We start from the raw sequence: 16,776 nt of genomic DNA, 5'->3' as shown, positions 1-16,776 counted from the left end.
GAGGGGTAGGTAAATATGAACGATGAACGAAAATAAGAAAATAGTCCGATTACATGCAGAAAATCATTCAGCTGAGGCGCTAGGAATCATATTTGCTTACAAACAACAAGATGATCATCTTGTTTACAGTATGTATCAAGGTGAAAGCGTTCATGAGCAAAAAATACCTCTGGAAGAATGGGTCTCGTATGAGCATTTTTTCGAAGCACTAAATAAAAAGAAAAAGCTTATGTACGAGCTTCAAATAAATGATAAACGCTATGTAGTAAACTTAACCCCTTTATCTTACACAGAAAAGCCTGAAATCATGGGACATTGCGTGAATATAACTAGTTATCAGGAGAAAAAAGAACAGGTTCAGCCTTTTATCTATCATAACGCAGATGCTGTTGCTGTCGTTGACTTAAAAGGTAAAACGCTTCAAGTGAACCCTGCGTTTGAGAATACATTTGGCTGGACGTTTGAAGAAATTTATCAAAAGCCTCTTCCGATTATACCTTCGTTTTTAAAGGAGCCAGTGTGGGAACTTCATAAGACCATTCAATCAGGTGAATCGAAAACGGAATTTGAGACGGTCAGACAGCATAAAGACGGTCATTTAATTAATGTAAGCGTCACACTATTCCGCGTTGAAAATATGAATGATTGGCCGCTATGCATTGCTTTTGTCTATCGAGATATAACATCACGCAAACAGGCCGAAACGGCTTTAAAAGAAAGTGAAGAACGCTACCGAAGCTTGATTGAGTTATCGCCGGAAGCGATTATCGTTCATAGTGAAGGGAAAATTGATTACATCAACCCTGCAGGAGCTAAAGCGCTAGGATACAAAAGTCCTCAAGACGTATTAGGAGCTTGTGTTTATCAGTTTGTTCACCCTGATTACTATGATGTTGTAAAACAGCGAATTTATCGAATGAAAACAGAAAATAAATCTGTAGACCTACAGGAAGAAAAGTTTATTCATAAAGACGGTCATACGATTGATGCCGAAACCATTGCCTTTCCTATTCCCTATATGGGAAAGCAGGCCATTCAAGTTTTGTTTCGTGATATTACAGAACGTAAAAAAACTGAAAAATTGCTGCGTGAATCCGCTCAGCTTTCCTTAGTCGGACAGTTAGCCGCTGGTATTGCTCACGAAATTCGAAACCCTCTGACGGCGGTAAAAGGATTTATACAGTTATTAAAAGAAACGAGCGGTCAGCCTTACTATGTAGAAATGATAAATCATGAGTTAGATAGAATTGAATTGATTACCGATGAGTTCTTGAGTCTTGCAAAGCCTCAGGCGAAAACCTACAAAGACAAACATGTCCAAGATATTTTAGAGAATACTTTAAAGCTAGCTGAGGTGCAGGGGATTACAGAGAAAATTCACGTAAAAAAAGAAATTGATCTTCATCTTCCTCTCGTATTATGCGAAGAAAATCAGTTGAAACAGGTGTTTAGCAATATATTTAAAAATGCAGTCGAATCTATGCCAAGTGGAGGAACCGTAACGATTCAACTAAAAAGGTTTAATCAGGAGAACCTTGTTGTCCGGTTTAGCGACGAGGGGCCAGGCATCACGCAGGAAAGAATGAAGCATTTAGGAAAACCTTTTTATAGTACCAAAGAGAAAGGAACGGGGCTTGGACTGATGGTGTGCTATAAGATCATTCGAGAACATAGAGGAGAAATTAACTTTGTAAGTGAGCTTGGAAAAGGAACTACCGTAGACATTCTTTTGCCTTTTAAAAAGTAGATTCTACTTTTATAAGCATGAAACCTTTTCTAAAGGGGAATACATGTTAGTGAACGAATAATGAGGTTAAAATTAGGAGGGAATAAGATGGAACGCATTGAAACGGGAGAGATTTTTACAATTTTAGATGAAAATGATCAAGAGCAAGATATTGAAGTGCTTGGAAAAATGACGATTGAAGGGCACGATTATATTGCCGTTGCGTTTGTGGAAGAAGTTTTAATTGAAACAGAAGAAGAAATTGATGTTTTCTTTTTGAAAATTGAAGATGATGGTGAATGGTCTTCAATTGAAGATGATGAGGAGTTTGAAAAGGTATCAGCCGTATTTGAGGAAATGACATCCGCGTAAAAAGAGAGGTTAAAACCTCTCTTTTTTTATTTTAAATAATATAATATTTAGAATTTTTCTAAAAATATCTTGCTGAATTATTTCCCTTCATTTATGATGAATATGTAACATACCAACCGGTTAGTAAGTAAATGAAAGCGAGGGACTACCGTGTATTTTTCTTACTCTGACAAAGTAGTGAAGCTGCAAAAAGAATTGACCTCTTTTATGGAAGAGCATATTTATCCAAATGAACGGCTATACGAACAACAGCTGAATGAACAGCCGTCTAGATGGTCAGCTGTTCCTCCGATCATGGAAGAGTTAAAAGAAAAAGCAAAGCAAGCTGGATTATGGAACTTATTTTTGCCAGAAAGCGAATACGGAGCGGGTCTAACAAATGTCGAATATGCCCCTCTTTGCGAAATTATGGGCCGTTCTATTATTGGACCAGAAGCTTTTAACTGCGGAGCTCCTGACACCGGCAATATGGAAGTACTGGTTCGATACGGAACGCCTGAACAAAAAGAAAAATGGCTAAAGCCGCTGTTAAATGGAGACATTCGCTCCTGCTTTTCTATGACAGAACCGGATGTAGGTTCTTCTGATGCGACAAACATTCAGTGCAGTATTGTAAGAGAAGGCGATGAATATGTGATCAACGGAAGAAAATGGTGGTCTTCAGGTGCGGGAGATCCTCGCTGCAAAATTGCTATTGTCATGGGAAAAAGCGATTTTACCGCATCTAAATATGAACAGCAGTCTATGATTCTAGTTCCATTAAATACTCCAGGAGTTAAAATTGAACGAATGCTTCCAGTCTTTGGATACGATCACGCTCCTCATGGACATGCTGAAATTCATTATGACAATGTGCGTGTGCCAGCGTCTAATATGCTTTTAGGCGAAGGAAAAGGGTTTGCTATTGCTCAAGGCAGATTAGGGCCTGGACGTATTCATCACTGCATGCGGCTAATAGGAGCAGCAGAAAGAGCGCTTGAAGAATTATGTAAGCGTATTCAAAGTCGTTCTACGTTTAATAAGTTGCTTTCTCAGCAAGGGGTTATTCAAGAATGGGTGGCAGAATCGCGTATTGAAATTGAGCAAGCTCGCTTATTAACATTAAAAGCTGCTTATATGATGGACACAGTTGGAAATAAAAAAGCGCGGAAAGAAATTGCTATGATTAAAGTAATGGCTCCTGCTATGGCTTTAAAAGTCATTGATCGCGCTATTCAAGCATTTGGAGCAGCAGGTGTTTCAGAAGACACGCCGCTTGCGGCACTTTGGGCAAATGCCCGCACTCTTCGCCTTGCTGATGGTCCAGATGAAGTGCACAAAGCACAGCTTGCAAGGCTTGAGCTAAAACCCTATCAAGAAAAGGAGGCAACCTATGCACATAAAGGACTTGTTTGATTTAACTGGCAAAACAGCTATTATTACCGGCGGAGGCAGAGGGTTAGGAGAACAAATGGCAGAAGGGCTTGCAGAGGCAGGAGCAAACATTGTTCTATGTTCGAGAAAAAAAGAAGCATGTCAGCAAGTAGCCGACCGATTGGCCCGCCTCGACGTAAAAACGCTCGCCTTAACTTGCGACATCAGTCAGCCTGAAGATATTAAAAATGTCGTGCATCAGACAATTGAAACATTTGGACGTATTGATATTTTAATTAATAACAGCGGAGCTACGTGGGGTGCTCCGGTTGAAGAAATGCCTCTTGAAGCATGGCAAAAAGTGATGAATATTAATGTTACAGGAACGTTTTTAATGTCTCAAGAAGCTGGAAAAGAAATGATTAAACAAAAAGCTGGCAAGATTATTAACATTGCTTCGATTGCCGGTCTTGGAGGAACGGATCCTCAGTACATGGATACAATCGGGTACAATACGAGTAAAGGAGCGGTCATTACGTTTACGAAAGATTTAGCTGTCAAATGGGGACAGCATAATATTCAAGTTAATGCGATTGCGCCGGGATTTTTCCCTACTAAAATGTCAGGTGCGATTATGGAACAAGGCAAAGATTATTTTCTAAGTCAAACCCCTTTAAAACGCTTTGGCTCCGACGCTGATTTAAAAGGAGCCGCTGTTTTTCTTGCTTCTGCGGCGTCTAATTATATTACGGGAGATATTCTGACAGTAGACGGTGGAGTTCATGCTATGTGAATAAGAAAGGAGTAACTTGATGGAAGACGTTAAAAAATGGTTTACACCTTATCCAGAAGCCTACACTCATGACATTCACATCGAAGATATTTCACTATTTGATATGCTCAAAGAAACAGCCGAACGTTATCCTGCTCACACGGCAACGCGCATGTATCAGCATACGTTAACGTACCAGGAGCTGTATCACTCAGTTCGCGTATTTGCAGGAGCACTCCAGAAAAAAGGGATTAAAAAAGGAGATCGTGTAGCAGTTATGCTGCCAAACTGTCCGCAATATATAATAAGCTATTTCGGCATTGTAGCAGCGGGCGGCATTGTTACTCAGGTCAATCCTATGCTTGTCGAACAAGAGCTAGAGCATATTTTAAACGATTCCGGGGCAAAAAAAATAATTCTACTCGATGATTTTTATACGAGACTTCAAGAAATAAGAAATCGCGTTCATATAGAAGAAGCGATAACTGTCAGCTTGCAAAAACCTTTTGTTCCTACATCACCAGACCTTTCCTTCCTAGATTTTTTAACCATAAAACATGAATTTAATCAGCCGGTCATCCATCCATCACACGATATTGCTGTTCTTCAGTATACGGGAGGAACGACCGGACCATCTAAAGGTGCGATGCTTACACATACAAACATTTACACAAACGCAGTTCAATCATACGAAATATTTAAGCATGATATTGAATTAGGAAAAGAAAAATGCTTAACCGTTATTCCATTGTTTCACGTATTTGGCATGACTTCCTGTATGCATTTATCAATTCTTTGCGGAAATGAAATATTGCTATTGCCGCGTTTTGATTTGGAAGAAGTACTAAATACAATAAAAAAAGAGCAGCCTAGTATTTTTCCCGGTGTTCCAACTATGTATGTTGCTATTACCAATCATCCTCAGGCAGAAGAATACAACATCGAAAGTATTCGTATCTGCAACAGCGGCAGTGCGCCGATGCCTGTTGAGCTGATGAAAGAGTTCGAACGAAAAACGGGCGCTAAAGTGTTAGAAGGGTACGGGCTATCAGAAGCATCTCCTGTGACGCATTGCAACCTGCCGTTTTGTGAGAGAAAGCCAGGTACAGTCGGACTTGGCGTTCCGCAAACTGCTTATAAAATTGTTGATGTGGCTACAGGAACAAAAGAACTGCCAAGAGGAAAGCTTGGAGAAATAGTAATTAAAGGCCCTCAAGTTATGAAGGGCTATTGGAATCAACCTGAAGAGACGGCTCACGCGCTTAGAAACGGCTGGCTGTACACAGGAGATATTGGACAGATAGATGAAGACGGGTATTTATCCATTGTTGATCGTAAAAAAGATATGATTATTGCGAGTGGTTTTAATGTGTACCCTCGAGATATTGAAGAAGTTTTATATGAACACAGCCACATTAAAGAAGCCGTTGTAATTGGTGTGCCGCACCCTTACAGAGGAGAAACCATTAAAGCGATTTTGGTAGTGAAAGATGGGAAATCTCTTTCCGAAGAAGAGCTTACTTCTTATTGTCGACAGCACCTTGCCGCTTACAAAATTCCGCGAATCTTTGAGTTTCGCGCTGAGCTTCCTAAGACTAATGTAGGAAAAATTTTACGACGGGCACTACGAGAAGAAGTGGTGAAAGAAACGATGTAAATAAGCTGAACATAAACAAACTTTTTCAAAAGCTCCCTCTAAGCCATGGTATAATTTGTGAAAATGAGAAAAGACAGAGAGGGTTTGACGATGAAAGATTTGATGATGGAACGAAGCATTCAGCTTTTTGCTCAAAAAGGTTTCAAAGAAACGTCTATTCAAGATATTGTAAATGAATTAAACGTCACAAAGGGAACGTTTTATTATTATTTTAAAAGCAAACAAGAGCTTTTAATGGATATTCACCTTCAATATATTGAAAGATTAATAGAAAACCAAGAGACGATTCTTGCAGATAAGACAACATCTTATCCAGAAAAGCTTCACAGCATTATTTTTAAACTTGTTCATGATATTGAGAAAGAAGGTCTTCGAGCTAAAGTGTTTTTTCGAGAGATGCGTCATTTGAGTGAAGAACACTTAGAACAAATCATTCCAAAACGCGATCGTTTTAAAGAAAACGTACAGGAAATTATTGAAAAAGGCATGGAAGCAGGGCAGTTCCGTTCAGATTTGCCTTCAGATATCGTGACGCTAGGCATATTAGGAATGACAAATTGGAGCTATTTTTGGTTTCAGCCAGATGGTGAAAAGACAGATCGAGAAGTTGCGGCTATTTTTTATAAGATGCTGATGAAAGGTATTGAGTCATAGTAGCTGCTAGGCTAGACAGTGCTCGTAAAAGGCGGGAAAGTACAAGCCCTTTCTCTCCTTTTATATTAAAAGGAGGCTATAACATGAATAGTAAAGATATACAGCGTATTGCTGTTATTGGAGCAGGACAAATGGGACATCAAATCGGTATGCTTTGTGCACTCGGAGGATATGAAACAATTATTCAAGATATGAATGAACAATCACTCATTGATGCAAAAGACAAGCTGGAAGCAATTATAGGCAAGTGGGTTCAGAAAGGAAAAATCTCTTCTGAGGCTAAGGAAGCCGCATTCCGAAGATTGTCTTTTACAAACACATTAAAGGAAGCGGTTTCAAATGCTGATTTTATAATTGAAGCTGTGGTAGAAAAGTTAGATGTAAAACAAAGTGTCTTTAAAGAAATAGATGAGTACGCACCAAGTCACGCCATTTTAGCGTCGAATAGTTCAACAATTGTTAACTCGCTTATTGCAAGTGCAACAAACCGTCCAGAGCAAATCGTTAACATGCATTTCTTTTTCCCTCCCCTTGTAATGGACTGCGTAGAAGTTGTGATGAGTGAAAAGACAAGTGAAAAAACAGCTCAAACGACAATGGACGTTTGCAAGCAAATTAATCGCACAGCAGTCCTTCTGAAAAAAGAAATCTCAGGTTTTATTGCTAATCGAATTTTAGGAGCGTTGCAAAAAGAAGCCGTTTTCCTTTATGAAAATGGATACGCAGATTTTGAAGACATTGATACGATTTGCAAAAAAGCGCTCAATCACCCGATCGGTCCTTTTGAATTGATGGATCTCTCGGGAATTGACGTCGGATATTTTGTAATGCAGCAGCGCTATAGCGAAACGGGGGATCCGGAGGACAAGCCAGCTGCGTGCATTGAAGAAAAAGTTCAAAAAGGTGAGCTTGGACGTAAAACAGGAAAAGGTTTTTACACATACCACACACAAGGAGTGAAGTAATGATGAAAAAATTTGTACGTGTTGAAAAAGAGGAGAAAACGGCAATTGTAACCATTGATAACCCGCCTTTAAATGTAATGAGCCAGGCTGTTGTGCAGCAGCTTGAAGAAACGTATGAAGAGCTTAGTAAAGACCCTGATGTCATTACAATCATTTTAACAGGAGCGGGCGACCGGGCCTTTATGGCTGGAGCTGATATCAAAGAGTTTCCTCAGTTAATGGGGCAAAGCGGCATTAAAGAAGAGTTTATGAAAACCCATCGTGTTTTGCAAAAACTTGAAAACATTGAAAAACCAACAATTGTCGTGTTAAATGGTTTAACGTTTGGAGGAGGATGCGAACTTTCACTAACCGCTGATATACGCATTGCCGAAGAACATGCTCAAATCGGTCTTCCGGAAGTGAAGCTCGGATTGTTTCCTGGAGGTGGCGGAACTCAGCGTCTTCCACGCGTAATCGGCGTTTCTAAAGCTAAAGAGTGGATGTTTGCCGGCAGTCCTGTTTCTGCAGAAGAAGCGCTTCATGCAGGCTTTGCCAATCATATAACGCCTAAAGGAAAAGGGCTCGAAAAAGCAAAAGAGCTGGCTAAGAAATTTAACCGTCACTCTCTTCCGTCACTTTCTCGAATTAAGACAGCGGTAAACGAAGGAATAAATCGTACATTATCTGAAGGTCTTGAACTTGAGGCAGAGCTGTTTGAAGAAGTCTTTCAAACAGAAGATATTAAAGAAGGAGTATCAGCATTTATTGAAAAGCGTCCCGCTGTTTTTTCACATAAGTAAAGGAGGAGAAGATCATGTATGAAACACAGGTCAAAGTGCGCTTTTGCGAAACAGACGCACTCGGTCACATTAACAATACGAGCTATTTCATTTATTTAGAAGAGGCCCGTATTGCTTTTTTTGAAGAAATGGGAGCATCCATGCATACAAAAAAGTGGGAGTATATTTTAGCGTCTACTAAATGTGATTTTGTTGCGCAAGGTTATTTTAATCAAGTGCTAATGATTAAAACCTTTGTATCTAATGTCGGCAATAAAAGCTTTACAATTGGTCATGAAATTACCGACAGCAAGACGGGATCGCTGATTGCTAAAGGAGAAGCTGTCATTGTGTACTTTGATTTTGATGCACAAAAAAGCGTGTCTATTCCAGCGGACATTAAGCAGTTTTTGATGAATTATAAAGTAGCTGTTTAACTATAAAAAAGCAGGTGGTAAAAGAATGTCACAAATCATTCCTGTACGAAAAGGAGAGGAATTAAACACGGAAAAACTGCATCAGTTTCTCCGTGTTTCGATTCCAGATTTACCTAAAGAGCCTCTTTTAATCAAGCAATTTGGATCAGGTGCGTCCAATTTAACCTACGCTCTTTCAGTCGGAGAGTGGGAGGCGGTGTTGAGACGCCCTCCCTTTGGGCCAGTTGCGCCAAAAGCGCATGACATGCAAAGAGAATACAAGATTTTATCTGTTTTATCGAAGTCTTTCCCTCTCGCTCCTCGGCCGTATGTGTTTTGTGAAGATGAGACGGTGGTCGGGAAATCCTTTTTTTTAATGGAGAGAAAGCACGGTGTTCTCATCGACACAGCGTTTCCAGAGGAAGTGAAAGGAACTAGCGCACTTTGCCGTTGTATTTCAGAACAAATGGTGGATGTCCTTGCTCAGCTTCATGATGTTCCTTATAAAGGCACGCTTCTTGAAAAAATCAGCAAGCCCGAAGGATTTTTAGAACGTCAGGTACACGGCTGGATTCATCGTTATGAAAAATCAAAAACAAGTGACATACCGGAAGTAGAAGCCCTAAAAAAATGGTTGACCACACACATCCCCACTACACAGCATTCGACCATTATTCACTATGATTATAAGCTTAACAATACGTTATTTTCGCCGGATGGAAATAAAATTGTAGGATTATTTGACTGGGAAATGACAACCGTTGGAGACCCGCTTGCTGATTTGGGAGTGGCGCTGAGCTACTGGATGGAAGACAGCGATCCTGAACTTTTGAAAAGAGGACTCGGAAATCCACCTGTTACTGTGCAAAAAAGCTTTTATTCCCGGCGAGATTTTGTAGAAGCATACGCTAAAAAAAGCGGACGGGATGTTTCACACATTGACTTTTACCTGAAATTTGCGTACTTCAAGCTTGCTGTCATTTGTCAGCAAATTTATTACCGTTATAAAAAAGGCCAAACAAATGATAAACGGTTTTCACAATTTGGAGATTATGTAAAAACACTAATTATTCATGCTCTGCACACAGAACGAGGACATATATGAAAGGAAAAGTTCACGTAATACTTAAAAAGGAAGAGCTTCTTGCCAAAAAGCTAGAAGGAAAAACGGTTGTTATATTTGACGTCTTATTAGCTACATCAACAATTGCGGCTGCTTTACAGCAAGGAGCAAGAGAAGTTATTCCGGTAAAAAACGAAGAAGAAGCGCGTGAAAAAGCAAAAACGTACAAGCCTGATGATATTGCGCTTGTAGGCGAATATAGAGGGAAAACGATTGAAGGCTTTTTTGATCCGAATCCCAGCACGTTAAAGAAGCATGTTCAAAATAAAACGGTTATTTTGTCCACGACTAACGGAACCGTAGCCATTCATAACGCTGAAAAAGCAAACCATGTATATACAGCTTCGCTTTTAAACGGAGAAGCGGTTGCCAGTGCTGTTTGTCAGCAAGGTCAAGATGAAACTGTTTTATTAGTTTGTTCAGGTTCATCCGATCGCTTCTGTCTAGAAGATTTGTATGGAGCGGGGTACTTTATAAGCTGTCTGCTGCAACTAAAAACATTTCATTTAACGGATGCTGCAAAAGCCGCACTGCTTTTGTATGAGGCTTATGAGCATTCACCTGTTGAAATATTGAAGCGCTCAGCCGTAGGAGAAATGCTCACTCAGTATGGCTTTCTAAACGAAATTGGCTTTGTCAGCCAAAAAAACGTCTATTCCGTAGTTCCTAAGGTAGTGAAAAAAAAGCTAGTAAACGGGGAGGACACGATATGTCTGAAATGAAAACTGAAGCAAAAGGCGGATCATTTTTACTAAAAAAAACATCTGCGCATCACGTTTATACACCCGAAGACTTAACGTCTGAGCATCGTATGATTGCTCAGACGGCAAAGCAGTTTATTGAAAAAGAAGTAGACCCTTACCATAATGACATTGAGCAGCAGGATTTTAATAAAGTAGTAGAATTGATGCATAAAGCAGGCGAGCTTGGACTTCTTGCTCACAGTATTCCAGAAGCATATGGAGGACTAGGTCTTGATAAAGTAAGCAAAGGACTTGTCGGTGAAATCATTGGCCGCACAAGCGGATATGGAGTCGCTCATTCTAATCATACATGCATTGCGACACTTCCTATTACGTATTTTGGCACCAAGGAGCAAAAAGAAAAATACTTGCCTAAATTGGCAAGCGGCGAATATATTGGGGCCTACTGTTTGACAGAGCCAGAAGCAGGTTCTGATGCTCTTGCAGCCCAAACAAAAGCCGTATTAAATCCTGAAAAAACGCATTATGTATTAAATGGAACGAAGCAGTACATTACCAATGCTGCCTTTTCAGATACGTTCATCACGTATGCAAAAGTAGACGGTGAACATTTTACCGCTTTTATTGTAGAAAAAGGTTTTGAAGGACTGTCTCTCGGGCCAGAAGAAAAGAAAATGGGAATCAAAGGTTCGTCTACTCGTCCAGTTATTTATGAAGATTGTTTAGTACCCGTAGAAAACGTACTTGGACAAGTAGGAAAAGGTCACTTGATTGCGTTGAACGTCTTAAACCTTGGACGTTTTAACTTAGGTTCTGCATGTATGGGCGCAGCGAAATATGCGTTTGAACTTGCTTTAGCTTATACAAAAGAACGCAAGCAGTTTAAAACAGCTATTGCAGAATTTAATGCTTCAAAAGAAAAAATAGCAAAAATGGCAGCTCGTATTTTTGCATCTGAATCTATTCAGTACCGTACAGCTGGTTTACTAGAAGAGGCGCTTGGCGGCTTATATGAAAGTGAAAATCATAAGTTAGTAGCTAAACAGCTGGCTGAATTTGCAATGGAATGTTCAGTTTGTAAAGTGTATGGATCGGAAACCCTTGATTTAATTGCCGATGAATCGCTGCAGCTTCATGGAGGCGCAGGGTTTATTCAGGAATATAAAATAGAACAAGTATATCGTGACTCACGCATCAATCGTATTTTTGAAGGCACAAATGAAATCAACCGCCTTTTGCTTCCAACTCAGCTTCTAAAAAAAGCAGCCAAAGGAGAAATAGAGCTGAGCAAACAAGTAGAACATGCTGTTAGTGAATTGATGAGCGGTCAGTGGGAAATATCTTCAAATGAACTTCTAGCAAGAGAAAAGCAGGCGGTTATTACCACAAGACATTTATTTCTTGCTTTGTTAGGAACAGCATTCCAAACGTTTAACGCCAACTTAGCACAAGAACAAGAAACGCTGATGAAGCTCGCAGAAATTGCTGTTGGACTATTTGCGATAGAGTCATCTGTGCTGCGCGCGGAAAAAGCCGTGAACAAAAATGGAGAAGAACAAGAAACATTAAAAAGCAAGCTGACAGCAACCGTTGTCAGTGAAACGCTATTTGAAATTGAAAAGCAGGCTCGACAATTAATAAACGGGATGTTAACGGGTGAAAAACACCGACAATACCGTACAATTCTTGGGAAATGGATGAATGATTTGCAAAGTGAAGGAGAGTTCACGCGCAATCGAGATATCGCCCGTGAATTTATCGACAGCGGGCGATATGTTGTATAAGGAGGGATATTATGCGTTTTGAAGGGCAAATAGCTGTTATTACAGGAGCTGGAAGCGGCATTGGAGAAGCGACCGCTCAGAGAATGGCGAAAGAAGGCGCTCGCGTCATTCTTGTCGGGCGAACGAAAGAAAAACTAGTACAGGCTGCATCCGCTATTGACACACGGTGTGAACGAAAATGCACGGATATTTTCCCAGCTGATGTAACGAAAGAAGAAGACGTCAAAGAGCTGGCTGAGTTTATAAAAGAAAAGTACGGACAAATTCATTTATTAATTAATAACGCAGGCGGATCAGTTAATTCAACCATCAAAGAAACAACTCTTGAACAGTGGAAACACGTGCAGGACGTCAATTTAACAAGCGTGTTTCTTGTAACAAAACATTTGATTCCTTTTTTAACTGAAGAAATAGGAGGAAATCGATCTATTGTTAACATCGCTTCTCTTTCAGGACATAAAGCAGGTGCACAAATCCCTCACTACAGCGCTGCTAAAGCTGCTTTAATTAACTTTACAAAAGCAATGGCATTTGAATTAGCACCTCAAGGAGTCAGAGTAAACTCTGTGTCTCCTGGATTCGTAGAAACACCTTTAACACAGCCTGGACTTGAAAATGAGCGCTTCACTAAGGCAATCGAAAAAAATACGGCTTTAAAACGTGTAGGTAAACCAGATGAAATTGCAAACGTTATTGCTTTTGCAGCGTCTGAAGAGGCATCGTATATGACGGGAAGTGATTTATTAGTAGATGGTGGGTGGCTTATCGTTTAATGCAAAATAAAAAGGAGGGAATCCGAAATATGAGTGATTTAGTGGTAGAAAAGCAGGGGACTATTTTATCTTTAACGTTAAATCGTCCGGATCGTTTAAATGCATTCAGTGAGGAAATGATTGGAAAGTTAACATCTGAAATAAAACAGGCGCAAAGCGATGAGTCTATTAAAGTGGTTATATTAAATGGCGCAGGGCGCTCATTTTCTGCCGGAGGCGATGTAAAAACGATGGGCCAAGCATCCGGATCTGATGTTTATGAACATATCGGCCGTTTAAATGAATGTATTTTAGCGATGCAAAATCTAGAGAAGCCAATTATTTCAGCAGTTCATGGATTTGCAGCAGGAGCGGCTTTTAATTTAGCTCTCGCTTCTGACTTTATCATTGCGTCAGAAGAAAGTCGGTTCGTATTAAGCTTTTCTCAAGTTGGATTGATTTCAGACGGAGGAGGCCTTTACTTTCTTACAAAGGTCGTTGGTCCCCACAAAGCTAAGGAACTGTTATTTTTAGGAGAGCCTATGAATGCCGATACGGCTTACAAAGCTGGTTTTTTAAACCGTATAGTTCCGTTAAATCAGCTGAAAGATGAGGTCACATCCTTTGCAAGTCGCTTATCACAAGGACCAACGAAAGCGTATGGAAAAATGAAAAAAATTGTCAATGATTCTTTTCATTTAACGTTAGAACAAGTCCTTGAACAAGAAAGGCTAACGCAAGTTCTTATGGTAGAAACAAGAGATCATCAAGAAGGAATATCTGCGTTTAAAGAAAAAAGAAAGCCACTATTTCAAGGGAAATAAGAGGGGGATATAAGATGAAAGCCATTCAATTTACGCAGTACGGAGGACCTGATGTTCTTCAAGTTATCGATATTGCACGCCCTGTACCAAAAAAGAAAGATGTGCTCATTAAAGTTGCGGCAATCGGCGTTAATTACGCCGACGCTGCGAGGCGTGAAGGAGCATACGTAGTCGAAACACCGCTGCCTTTTATTCCTGGATCTGAAGTGGCGGGCGAAGTGGTTGAAGTAGGCGAGGATGTAAAAGGAATACAAGTAGGTACAAAAGTCGTGACGCTGCTAGGATCTAATCGTGCAACAGGCTACGCTGAGTACACGCTGGCAGATTCAAGAGGCCTTATTCCGTTGCCGGATAATGTGGATTTAACACAAGCGGTTGCTTTGCCTCTTCAAGGACTCACGGCTTATCATATCTTAAAAACAATGGGTCGCCTTGAAAAAGGAGAAACCGTCATCGTTCATGCGGCAGCAGGCGGTGTTGGAACCTTAGCTGTTCAGCTTGCCAAAATTTTTGGAGCTGGAAAAGTTATTGCTACAGCGAGCTCCAAAGAAAAGCTTGAACTTGCAAAAAATCTCGGAGCTGACGAAGCGATTAACTATACAGAAACAGGCTGGGAAAAACAAATTTTAGAAGTGACGGAAGGAAAAGGAGCCGATATTATTTTAGAAATGGTAGGAGGGCATATATTCTATGAATCTCTTCAATGTCTTGCACCATTTGGGCGCCTCGTTTTTTACGGAATGGCTAGCGGAAAACCTGTAAAATTTAACCCCGCCCGCCTGATGGAAAAAAATCAATCGGTTCTAGGCTTTTTCTTACCTCAAATGATGGCAAAACCAGTGATTTATCAACAAAGCTTGCATGAGCTATTAAACTACGTGAATTCCGGTCAGTTAAAATTAATGCTGGGCGGCACATTTTCACTTGATGAAGCGGCAGATGTGCATCGTCTGCTTCAAGGAAGAAAAACGACCGGAAAATTAGTGTTAGTTCCTTAACAAAACAGCTTCCGTCTCTAATAGGGATGGGAGCTGTTTTGGTTTAAAAAATTGGCTTTCACCTGCCAATTTTTTAAAAACCGCTTAATAATTTGGCATAAAAATCAATGTTTTTTACTAATTTCTTCTATATTTTAACACTGGCATGGAAGTTGCATAATAAGTGTTTGAACATATAAAGGAGGAATTGAATATGGTGAGAAATGGAACGGACCGCGTGAAGCGGGGAATGGCAGAAATGCAAAAAGGCGGCGTTATCATGGACGTGATCAATGCAGAACAGGCAAAAATTGCAGAGGCAGCAGGCGCTGTTGCCGTTATGGCATTAGAGCGTGTTCCAGCTGATATTCGTGCAGCAGGCGGCGTGTCTCGTATGGCAGACCCAACAATTGTTGAAGAAGTGATGAACGCTGTATCCATTCCAGTTATGGCAAAAGCTCGTATTGGCCATATTGTTGAAGCACGCGTGCTAGAAGCAATGGGTGTAGACTATATTGACGAAAGTGAAGTACTCACTCCAGCTGATGAGGAATATCACCTTAACAAAAGTACATTTACGGTTCCATTTGTATGCGGATGCCGTGATTTAGGGGAAGCAGCAAGACGAATTGGTGAAGGTGCTTCGATGCTTCGTACAAAAGGCGAACCAGGAACAGGAAACATCGTCGAAGCAGTGCGTCATATGCGCCAAGTCAACGCTCAAGTACGTAAAGTTGTAGGCATGGATGAAGACGAGTTAATGACAGAAGCAAAACTATTAGGTGCGCCTTATGAGTTATTACTGCAAATTAAACGTGAAGGCCGCTTACCGGTTGTAAACTTTGCAGCAGGCGGCGTAGCAACACCTGCAGACGCAGCGTTAATGATGCAGCTTGGAGCAGACGGTGTGTTCGTTGGATCAGGAATCTTCAAATCAGACAACCCTGAAAAATTTGCGCGAGTAATCGTGGAAGCAACTACTCATTATCAAGACTATGAACTGATTGCAAGCTTATCAAAAGGGTTAGGAAGTGCAATGAAAGGGATTGAAATTTCATCATTATTACCAGAAAATCGTATGCAAGAACGCGGCTGGTAATGAGTAATAACTTTTAAACTTAGTTAGGAGAATGATCATGGGGAAATATACGATAGTCGATAAAGAAACGTGTATTGCGTGCGGTGCATGCGGAGCTGCGGCACCTGATATTTATGATTATGATGATGAAGGAATTGCGTTCGTTATACTTGATGATAATCAAGGCACGGCTGAAGTGCCCCAAGAGCTGGAAGACGATTTAATAGATGCGTTTGAAGGCTGTCCAACAGAGTCCATCCGTATAGCAGATGAAAAGTTTGATGGAGACTCGAATAAATTTCAATAAAGCCGAATAAATAAAAAAATAGAAAGTTTTTTTAAAAGAAAAGAAGGATTTTGTCTAGAAAAGGCGAAATATTAGTTGTGTAAGAACATATCTTTTTAAAAATGAAAGCACTTACATAACTAAAAGCATATGAGTTAATCTCATTTGACCTTTCAGAATTATTAGTGTAAAAGTGCGGAGTAATTAAATAGTTTTTAAAAGGAGATTAAGGGGCATGCAAATACTGAATACAGTCATTGTGACAGGATATGCAAAAGCTCCACAGGGAACTTCCATGTATGAAATGTATAAGCATGCGGGAATTGTACTAGAAGTGGATCTGACAGAGCATAAAATTGTAAATGCTGAGTTTACGTTTATTACGGAGCTGACGCAAAATTTTTTCCGGAAGCTGCTTATTGGTTACTGCCTTGCAGATGGAATTGAACCTCTTATTGAACGTATTCAAAATTATTATTTTGCTCCATCTCAACAGGCGATTATCGTAGCGCTTCAGGCTGCAATCCAACGTTACTGGGATAATGTGAATCAAAAAATTACATAGCGTTTGG

The 16,776-nt window shown here is 40.2% G+C and carries 18 protein-coding genes; all 18 read left to right on the top strand.

The genetic code is table 11. The features are described from left to right. Nucleotides 1-22: 22 nt before the first annotated feature. The 18 genes from AC1D0Y_RS11755 to AC1D0Y_RS11670 all read left to right on the top strand — a co-directional run bounded on the left by AC1D0Y_RS11755 (nt 23) and on the right by AC1D0Y_RS11670 (nt 16,769). On the top strand, nt 23-1,747 hold the full coding sequence (locus AC1D0Y_RS11755; protein ID WP_060745646.1) for a PAS domain-containing sensor histidine kinase: 1,725 nt from the start codon (nt 23-25) through the stop codon (nt 1,745-1,747). 87 nt (nt 1,748-1,834) lie between these two features. Next, nucleotides 1,835-2,098, top strand: coding sequence for a DUF1292 domain-containing protein (locus AC1D0Y_RS11750; protein ID WP_028408533.1), 264 nt, complete (start codon nt 1,835-1,837; stop codon nt 2,096-2,098). Between the two features lie 150 nt (nt 2,099-2,248). After that, nucleotides 2,249-3,493, top strand: coding sequence for an acyl-CoA dehydrogenase (locus tag AC1D0Y_RS11745; protein ID WP_060745645.1), 1,245 nt, complete (start codon nt 2,249-2,251; stop codon nt 3,491-3,493). After that, on the top strand, nt 3,471-4,244 hold the full coding sequence (locus AC1D0Y_RS11740; protein WP_028408531.1) for an SDR family oxidoreductase: 774 nt from the start codon (nt 3,471-3,473) through the stop codon (nt 4,242-4,244). The genes AC1D0Y_RS11745 and AC1D0Y_RS11740 overlap by 23 nt, the downstream gene beginning before the upstream one ends. Before the next feature lie 19 nt (nt 4,245-4,263). Continuing rightward, nucleotides 4,264-5,880, top strand: coding sequence for a long-chain-fatty-acid--CoA ligase (locus tag AC1D0Y_RS11735; protein WP_279620569.1), 1,617 nt, complete (start codon nt 4,264-4,266; stop codon nt 5,878-5,880). Between the two features lie 90 nt (nt 5,881-5,970). Beyond that, nucleotides 5,971-6,534, top strand: a complete 564-nt coding sequence (locus tag AC1D0Y_RS11730) for a TetR/AcrR family transcriptional regulator (protein ID WP_025751919.1) — start codon at nt 5,971-5,973, stop codon at nt 6,532-6,534. Between the two features lie 83 nt (nt 6,535-6,617). Further along, nucleotides 6,618-7,499, top strand: coding sequence for a 3-hydroxyacyl-CoA dehydrogenase family protein (locus tag AC1D0Y_RS11725; protein WP_060745643.1), 882 nt, complete (start codon nt 6,618-6,620; stop codon nt 7,497-7,499). Next, nucleotides 7,499-8,281 (top strand): enoyl-CoA hydratase, encoded by a 783-nt coding sequence (locus AC1D0Y_RS11720; protein WP_028408528.1) that lies wholly within the window; start codon nt 7,499-7,501, stop codon nt 8,279-8,281. The genes AC1D0Y_RS11725 and AC1D0Y_RS11720 overlap by 1 nt, the downstream gene beginning before the upstream one ends. 14 nt (nt 8,282-8,295) lie before the next feature. Continuing rightward, complete coding sequence (locus AC1D0Y_RS11715) at nt 8,296-8,697, top strand: acyl-CoA thioesterase (RefSeq protein ID WP_013083164.1); 402 nt, start codon at nt 8,296-8,298, stop codon at nt 8,695-8,697. Nucleotides 8,698-8,722: 25 nt separating this feature from the next. Then, on the top strand, nt 8,723-9,781 hold the full coding sequence (locus AC1D0Y_RS11710; protein WP_028408527.1) for a phosphotransferase family protein: 1,059 nt from the start codon (nt 8,723-8,725) through the stop codon (nt 9,779-9,781). Then, nucleotides 9,778-10,521: a 2-phosphosulfolactate phosphatase gene (locus tag AC1D0Y_RS11705; protein WP_028408526.1), complete on the top strand. Its 744-nt coding sequence runs from the start codon at nt 9,778-9,780 to the stop codon at nt 10,519-10,521. The genes AC1D0Y_RS11710 and AC1D0Y_RS11705 overlap by 4 nt, the downstream gene beginning before the upstream one ends. Next, nucleotides 10,509-12,287, top strand: coding sequence for an acyl-CoA dehydrogenase family protein (locus tag AC1D0Y_RS11700; RefSeq protein WP_098790663.1), 1,779 nt, complete (start codon nt 10,509-10,511; stop codon nt 12,285-12,287). Before AC1D0Y_RS11705 ends, AC1D0Y_RS11700 begins: the two co-directional genes overlap by 13 nt. A gap of 11 nt (nt 12,288-12,298) precedes the next feature. Next, entirely contained in the window at nt 12,299-13,060 is a 762-nt protein-coding gene (locus AC1D0Y_RS11695; RefSeq protein ID WP_060745639.1) for an SDR family NAD(P)-dependent oxidoreductase, read from the top strand. A gap of 29 nt (nt 13,061-13,089) precedes the next feature. Continuing rightward, nucleotides 13,090-13,863 (top strand): enoyl-CoA hydratase/isomerase family protein, encoded by a 774-nt coding sequence (locus tag AC1D0Y_RS11690; protein ID WP_028408523.1) that lies wholly within the window; start codon nt 13,090-13,092, stop codon nt 13,861-13,863. Between the two features lie 14 nt (nt 13,864-13,877). Continuing rightward, on the top strand, nt 13,878-14,861 hold the full coding sequence (locus AC1D0Y_RS11685; protein WP_253352824.1) for a quinone oxidoreductase family protein: 984 nt from the start codon (nt 13,878-13,880) through the stop codon (nt 14,859-14,861). Between the two features lie 193 nt (nt 14,862-15,054). Beyond that, the gene (gene pdxS / locus AC1D0Y_RS11680) at nt 15,055-15,939 is read left to right on the top strand and encodes a pyridoxal 5'-phosphate synthase lyase subunit PdxS (protein WP_180976312.1); all 885 of its coding nucleotides are present in this window, start codon (nt 15,055-15,057) and stop codon (nt 15,937-15,939) included. 37 nt (nt 15,940-15,976) lie between these two features. After that, entirely contained in the window at nt 15,977-16,225 is a 249-nt protein-coding gene (locus AC1D0Y_RS11675) for a ferredoxin (protein ID WP_013083172.1), read from the top strand. 214 nt (nt 16,226-16,439) lie between these two features. Then, nucleotides 16,440-16,769, top strand: coding sequence for a DUF3870 domain-containing protein (locus AC1D0Y_RS11670; protein ID WP_013057066.1), 330 nt, complete (start codon nt 16,440-16,442; stop codon nt 16,767-16,769). The last annotated feature ends 7 nt before the right edge of the window (nt 16,770-16,776 follow it).

It is taken from the genome of Priestia sp. P1_B12_1 (assembly GCF_056406695.1).
Note: the sequence above shows the minus strand (reverse complement) of the source record. Positions and strands in the feature narration are given on the sequence as shown.

What these genes read in the sequence shown, in the direction of transcription:
- AC1D0Y_RS11755 (WP_060745646.1), top strand. Translation starts at nt 23, where the DNA reads ATGAACGAAAATAAGAAAATAGTCCGATTACATGCAGAAAATCATTCA.
- AC1D0Y_RS11750 (WP_028408533.1), top strand. Translation starts at nt 1,835, where the DNA reads ATGGAACGCATTGAAACGGGAGAGATTTTTACAATTTTAGATGAAAAT.
- AC1D0Y_RS11740 (WP_028408531.1), top strand. Translation starts at nt 3,471, where the DNA reads ATGCACATAAAGGACTTGTTTGATTTAACTGGCAAAACAGCTATTATT.
- AC1D0Y_RS11735 (WP_279620569.1), top strand. Translation starts at nt 4,264, where the DNA reads ATGGAAGACGTTAAAAAATGGTTTACACCTTATCCAGAAGCCTACACT.
- AC1D0Y_RS11730 (WP_025751919.1), top strand. Translation starts at nt 5,971, where the DNA reads ATGAAAGATTTGATGATGGAACGAAGCATTCAGCTTTTTGCTCAAAAA.
- AC1D0Y_RS11725 (WP_060745643.1), top strand. Translation starts at nt 6,618, where the DNA reads ATGAATAGTAAAGATATACAGCGTATTGCTGTTATTGGAGCAGGACAA.
- AC1D0Y_RS11720 (WP_028408528.1), top strand. Translation starts at nt 7,499, where the DNA reads ATGATGAAAAAATTTGTACGTGTTGAAAAAGAGGAGAAAACGGCAATT.
- AC1D0Y_RS11715 (WP_013083164.1), top strand. Translation starts at nt 8,296, where the DNA reads ATGTATGAAACACAGGTCAAAGTGCGCTTTTGCGAAACAGACGCACTC.
- AC1D0Y_RS11710 (WP_028408527.1), top strand. Translation starts at nt 8,723, where the DNA reads ATGTCACAAATCATTCCTGTACGAAAAGGAGAGGAATTAAACACGGAA.
- AC1D0Y_RS11705 (WP_028408526.1), top strand. Translation starts at nt 9,778, where the DNA reads ATGAAAGGAAAAGTTCACGTAATACTTAAAAAGGAAGAGCTTCTTGCC.
- AC1D0Y_RS11700 (WP_098790663.1), top strand. Translation starts at nt 10,509, where the DNA reads ATGTCTGAAATGAAAACTGAAGCAAAAGGCGGATCATTTTTACTAAAA.
- AC1D0Y_RS11695 (WP_060745639.1), top strand. Translation starts at nt 12,299, where the DNA reads ATGCGTTTTGAAGGGCAAATAGCTGTTATTACAGGAGCTGGAAGCGGC.
- AC1D0Y_RS11690 (WP_028408523.1), top strand. Translation starts at nt 13,090, where the DNA reads ATGAGTGATTTAGTGGTAGAAAAGCAGGGGACTATTTTATCTTTAACG.
- AC1D0Y_RS11685 (WP_253352824.1), top strand. Translation starts at nt 13,878, where the DNA reads ATGAAAGCCATTCAATTTACGCAGTACGGAGGACCTGATGTTCTTCAA.
- pdxS (WP_180976312.1), top strand. Translation starts at nt 15,055, where the DNA reads ATGGTGAGAAATGGAACGGACCGCGTGAAGCGGGGAATGGCAGAAATG.
- AC1D0Y_RS11675 (WP_013083172.1), top strand. Translation starts at nt 15,977, where the DNA reads ATGGGGAAATATACGATAGTCGATAAAGAAACGTGTATTGCGTGCGGT.
- AC1D0Y_RS11670 (WP_013057066.1), top strand. Translation starts at nt 16,440, where the DNA reads ATGCAAATACTGAATACAGTCATTGTGACAGGATATGCAAAAGCTCCA.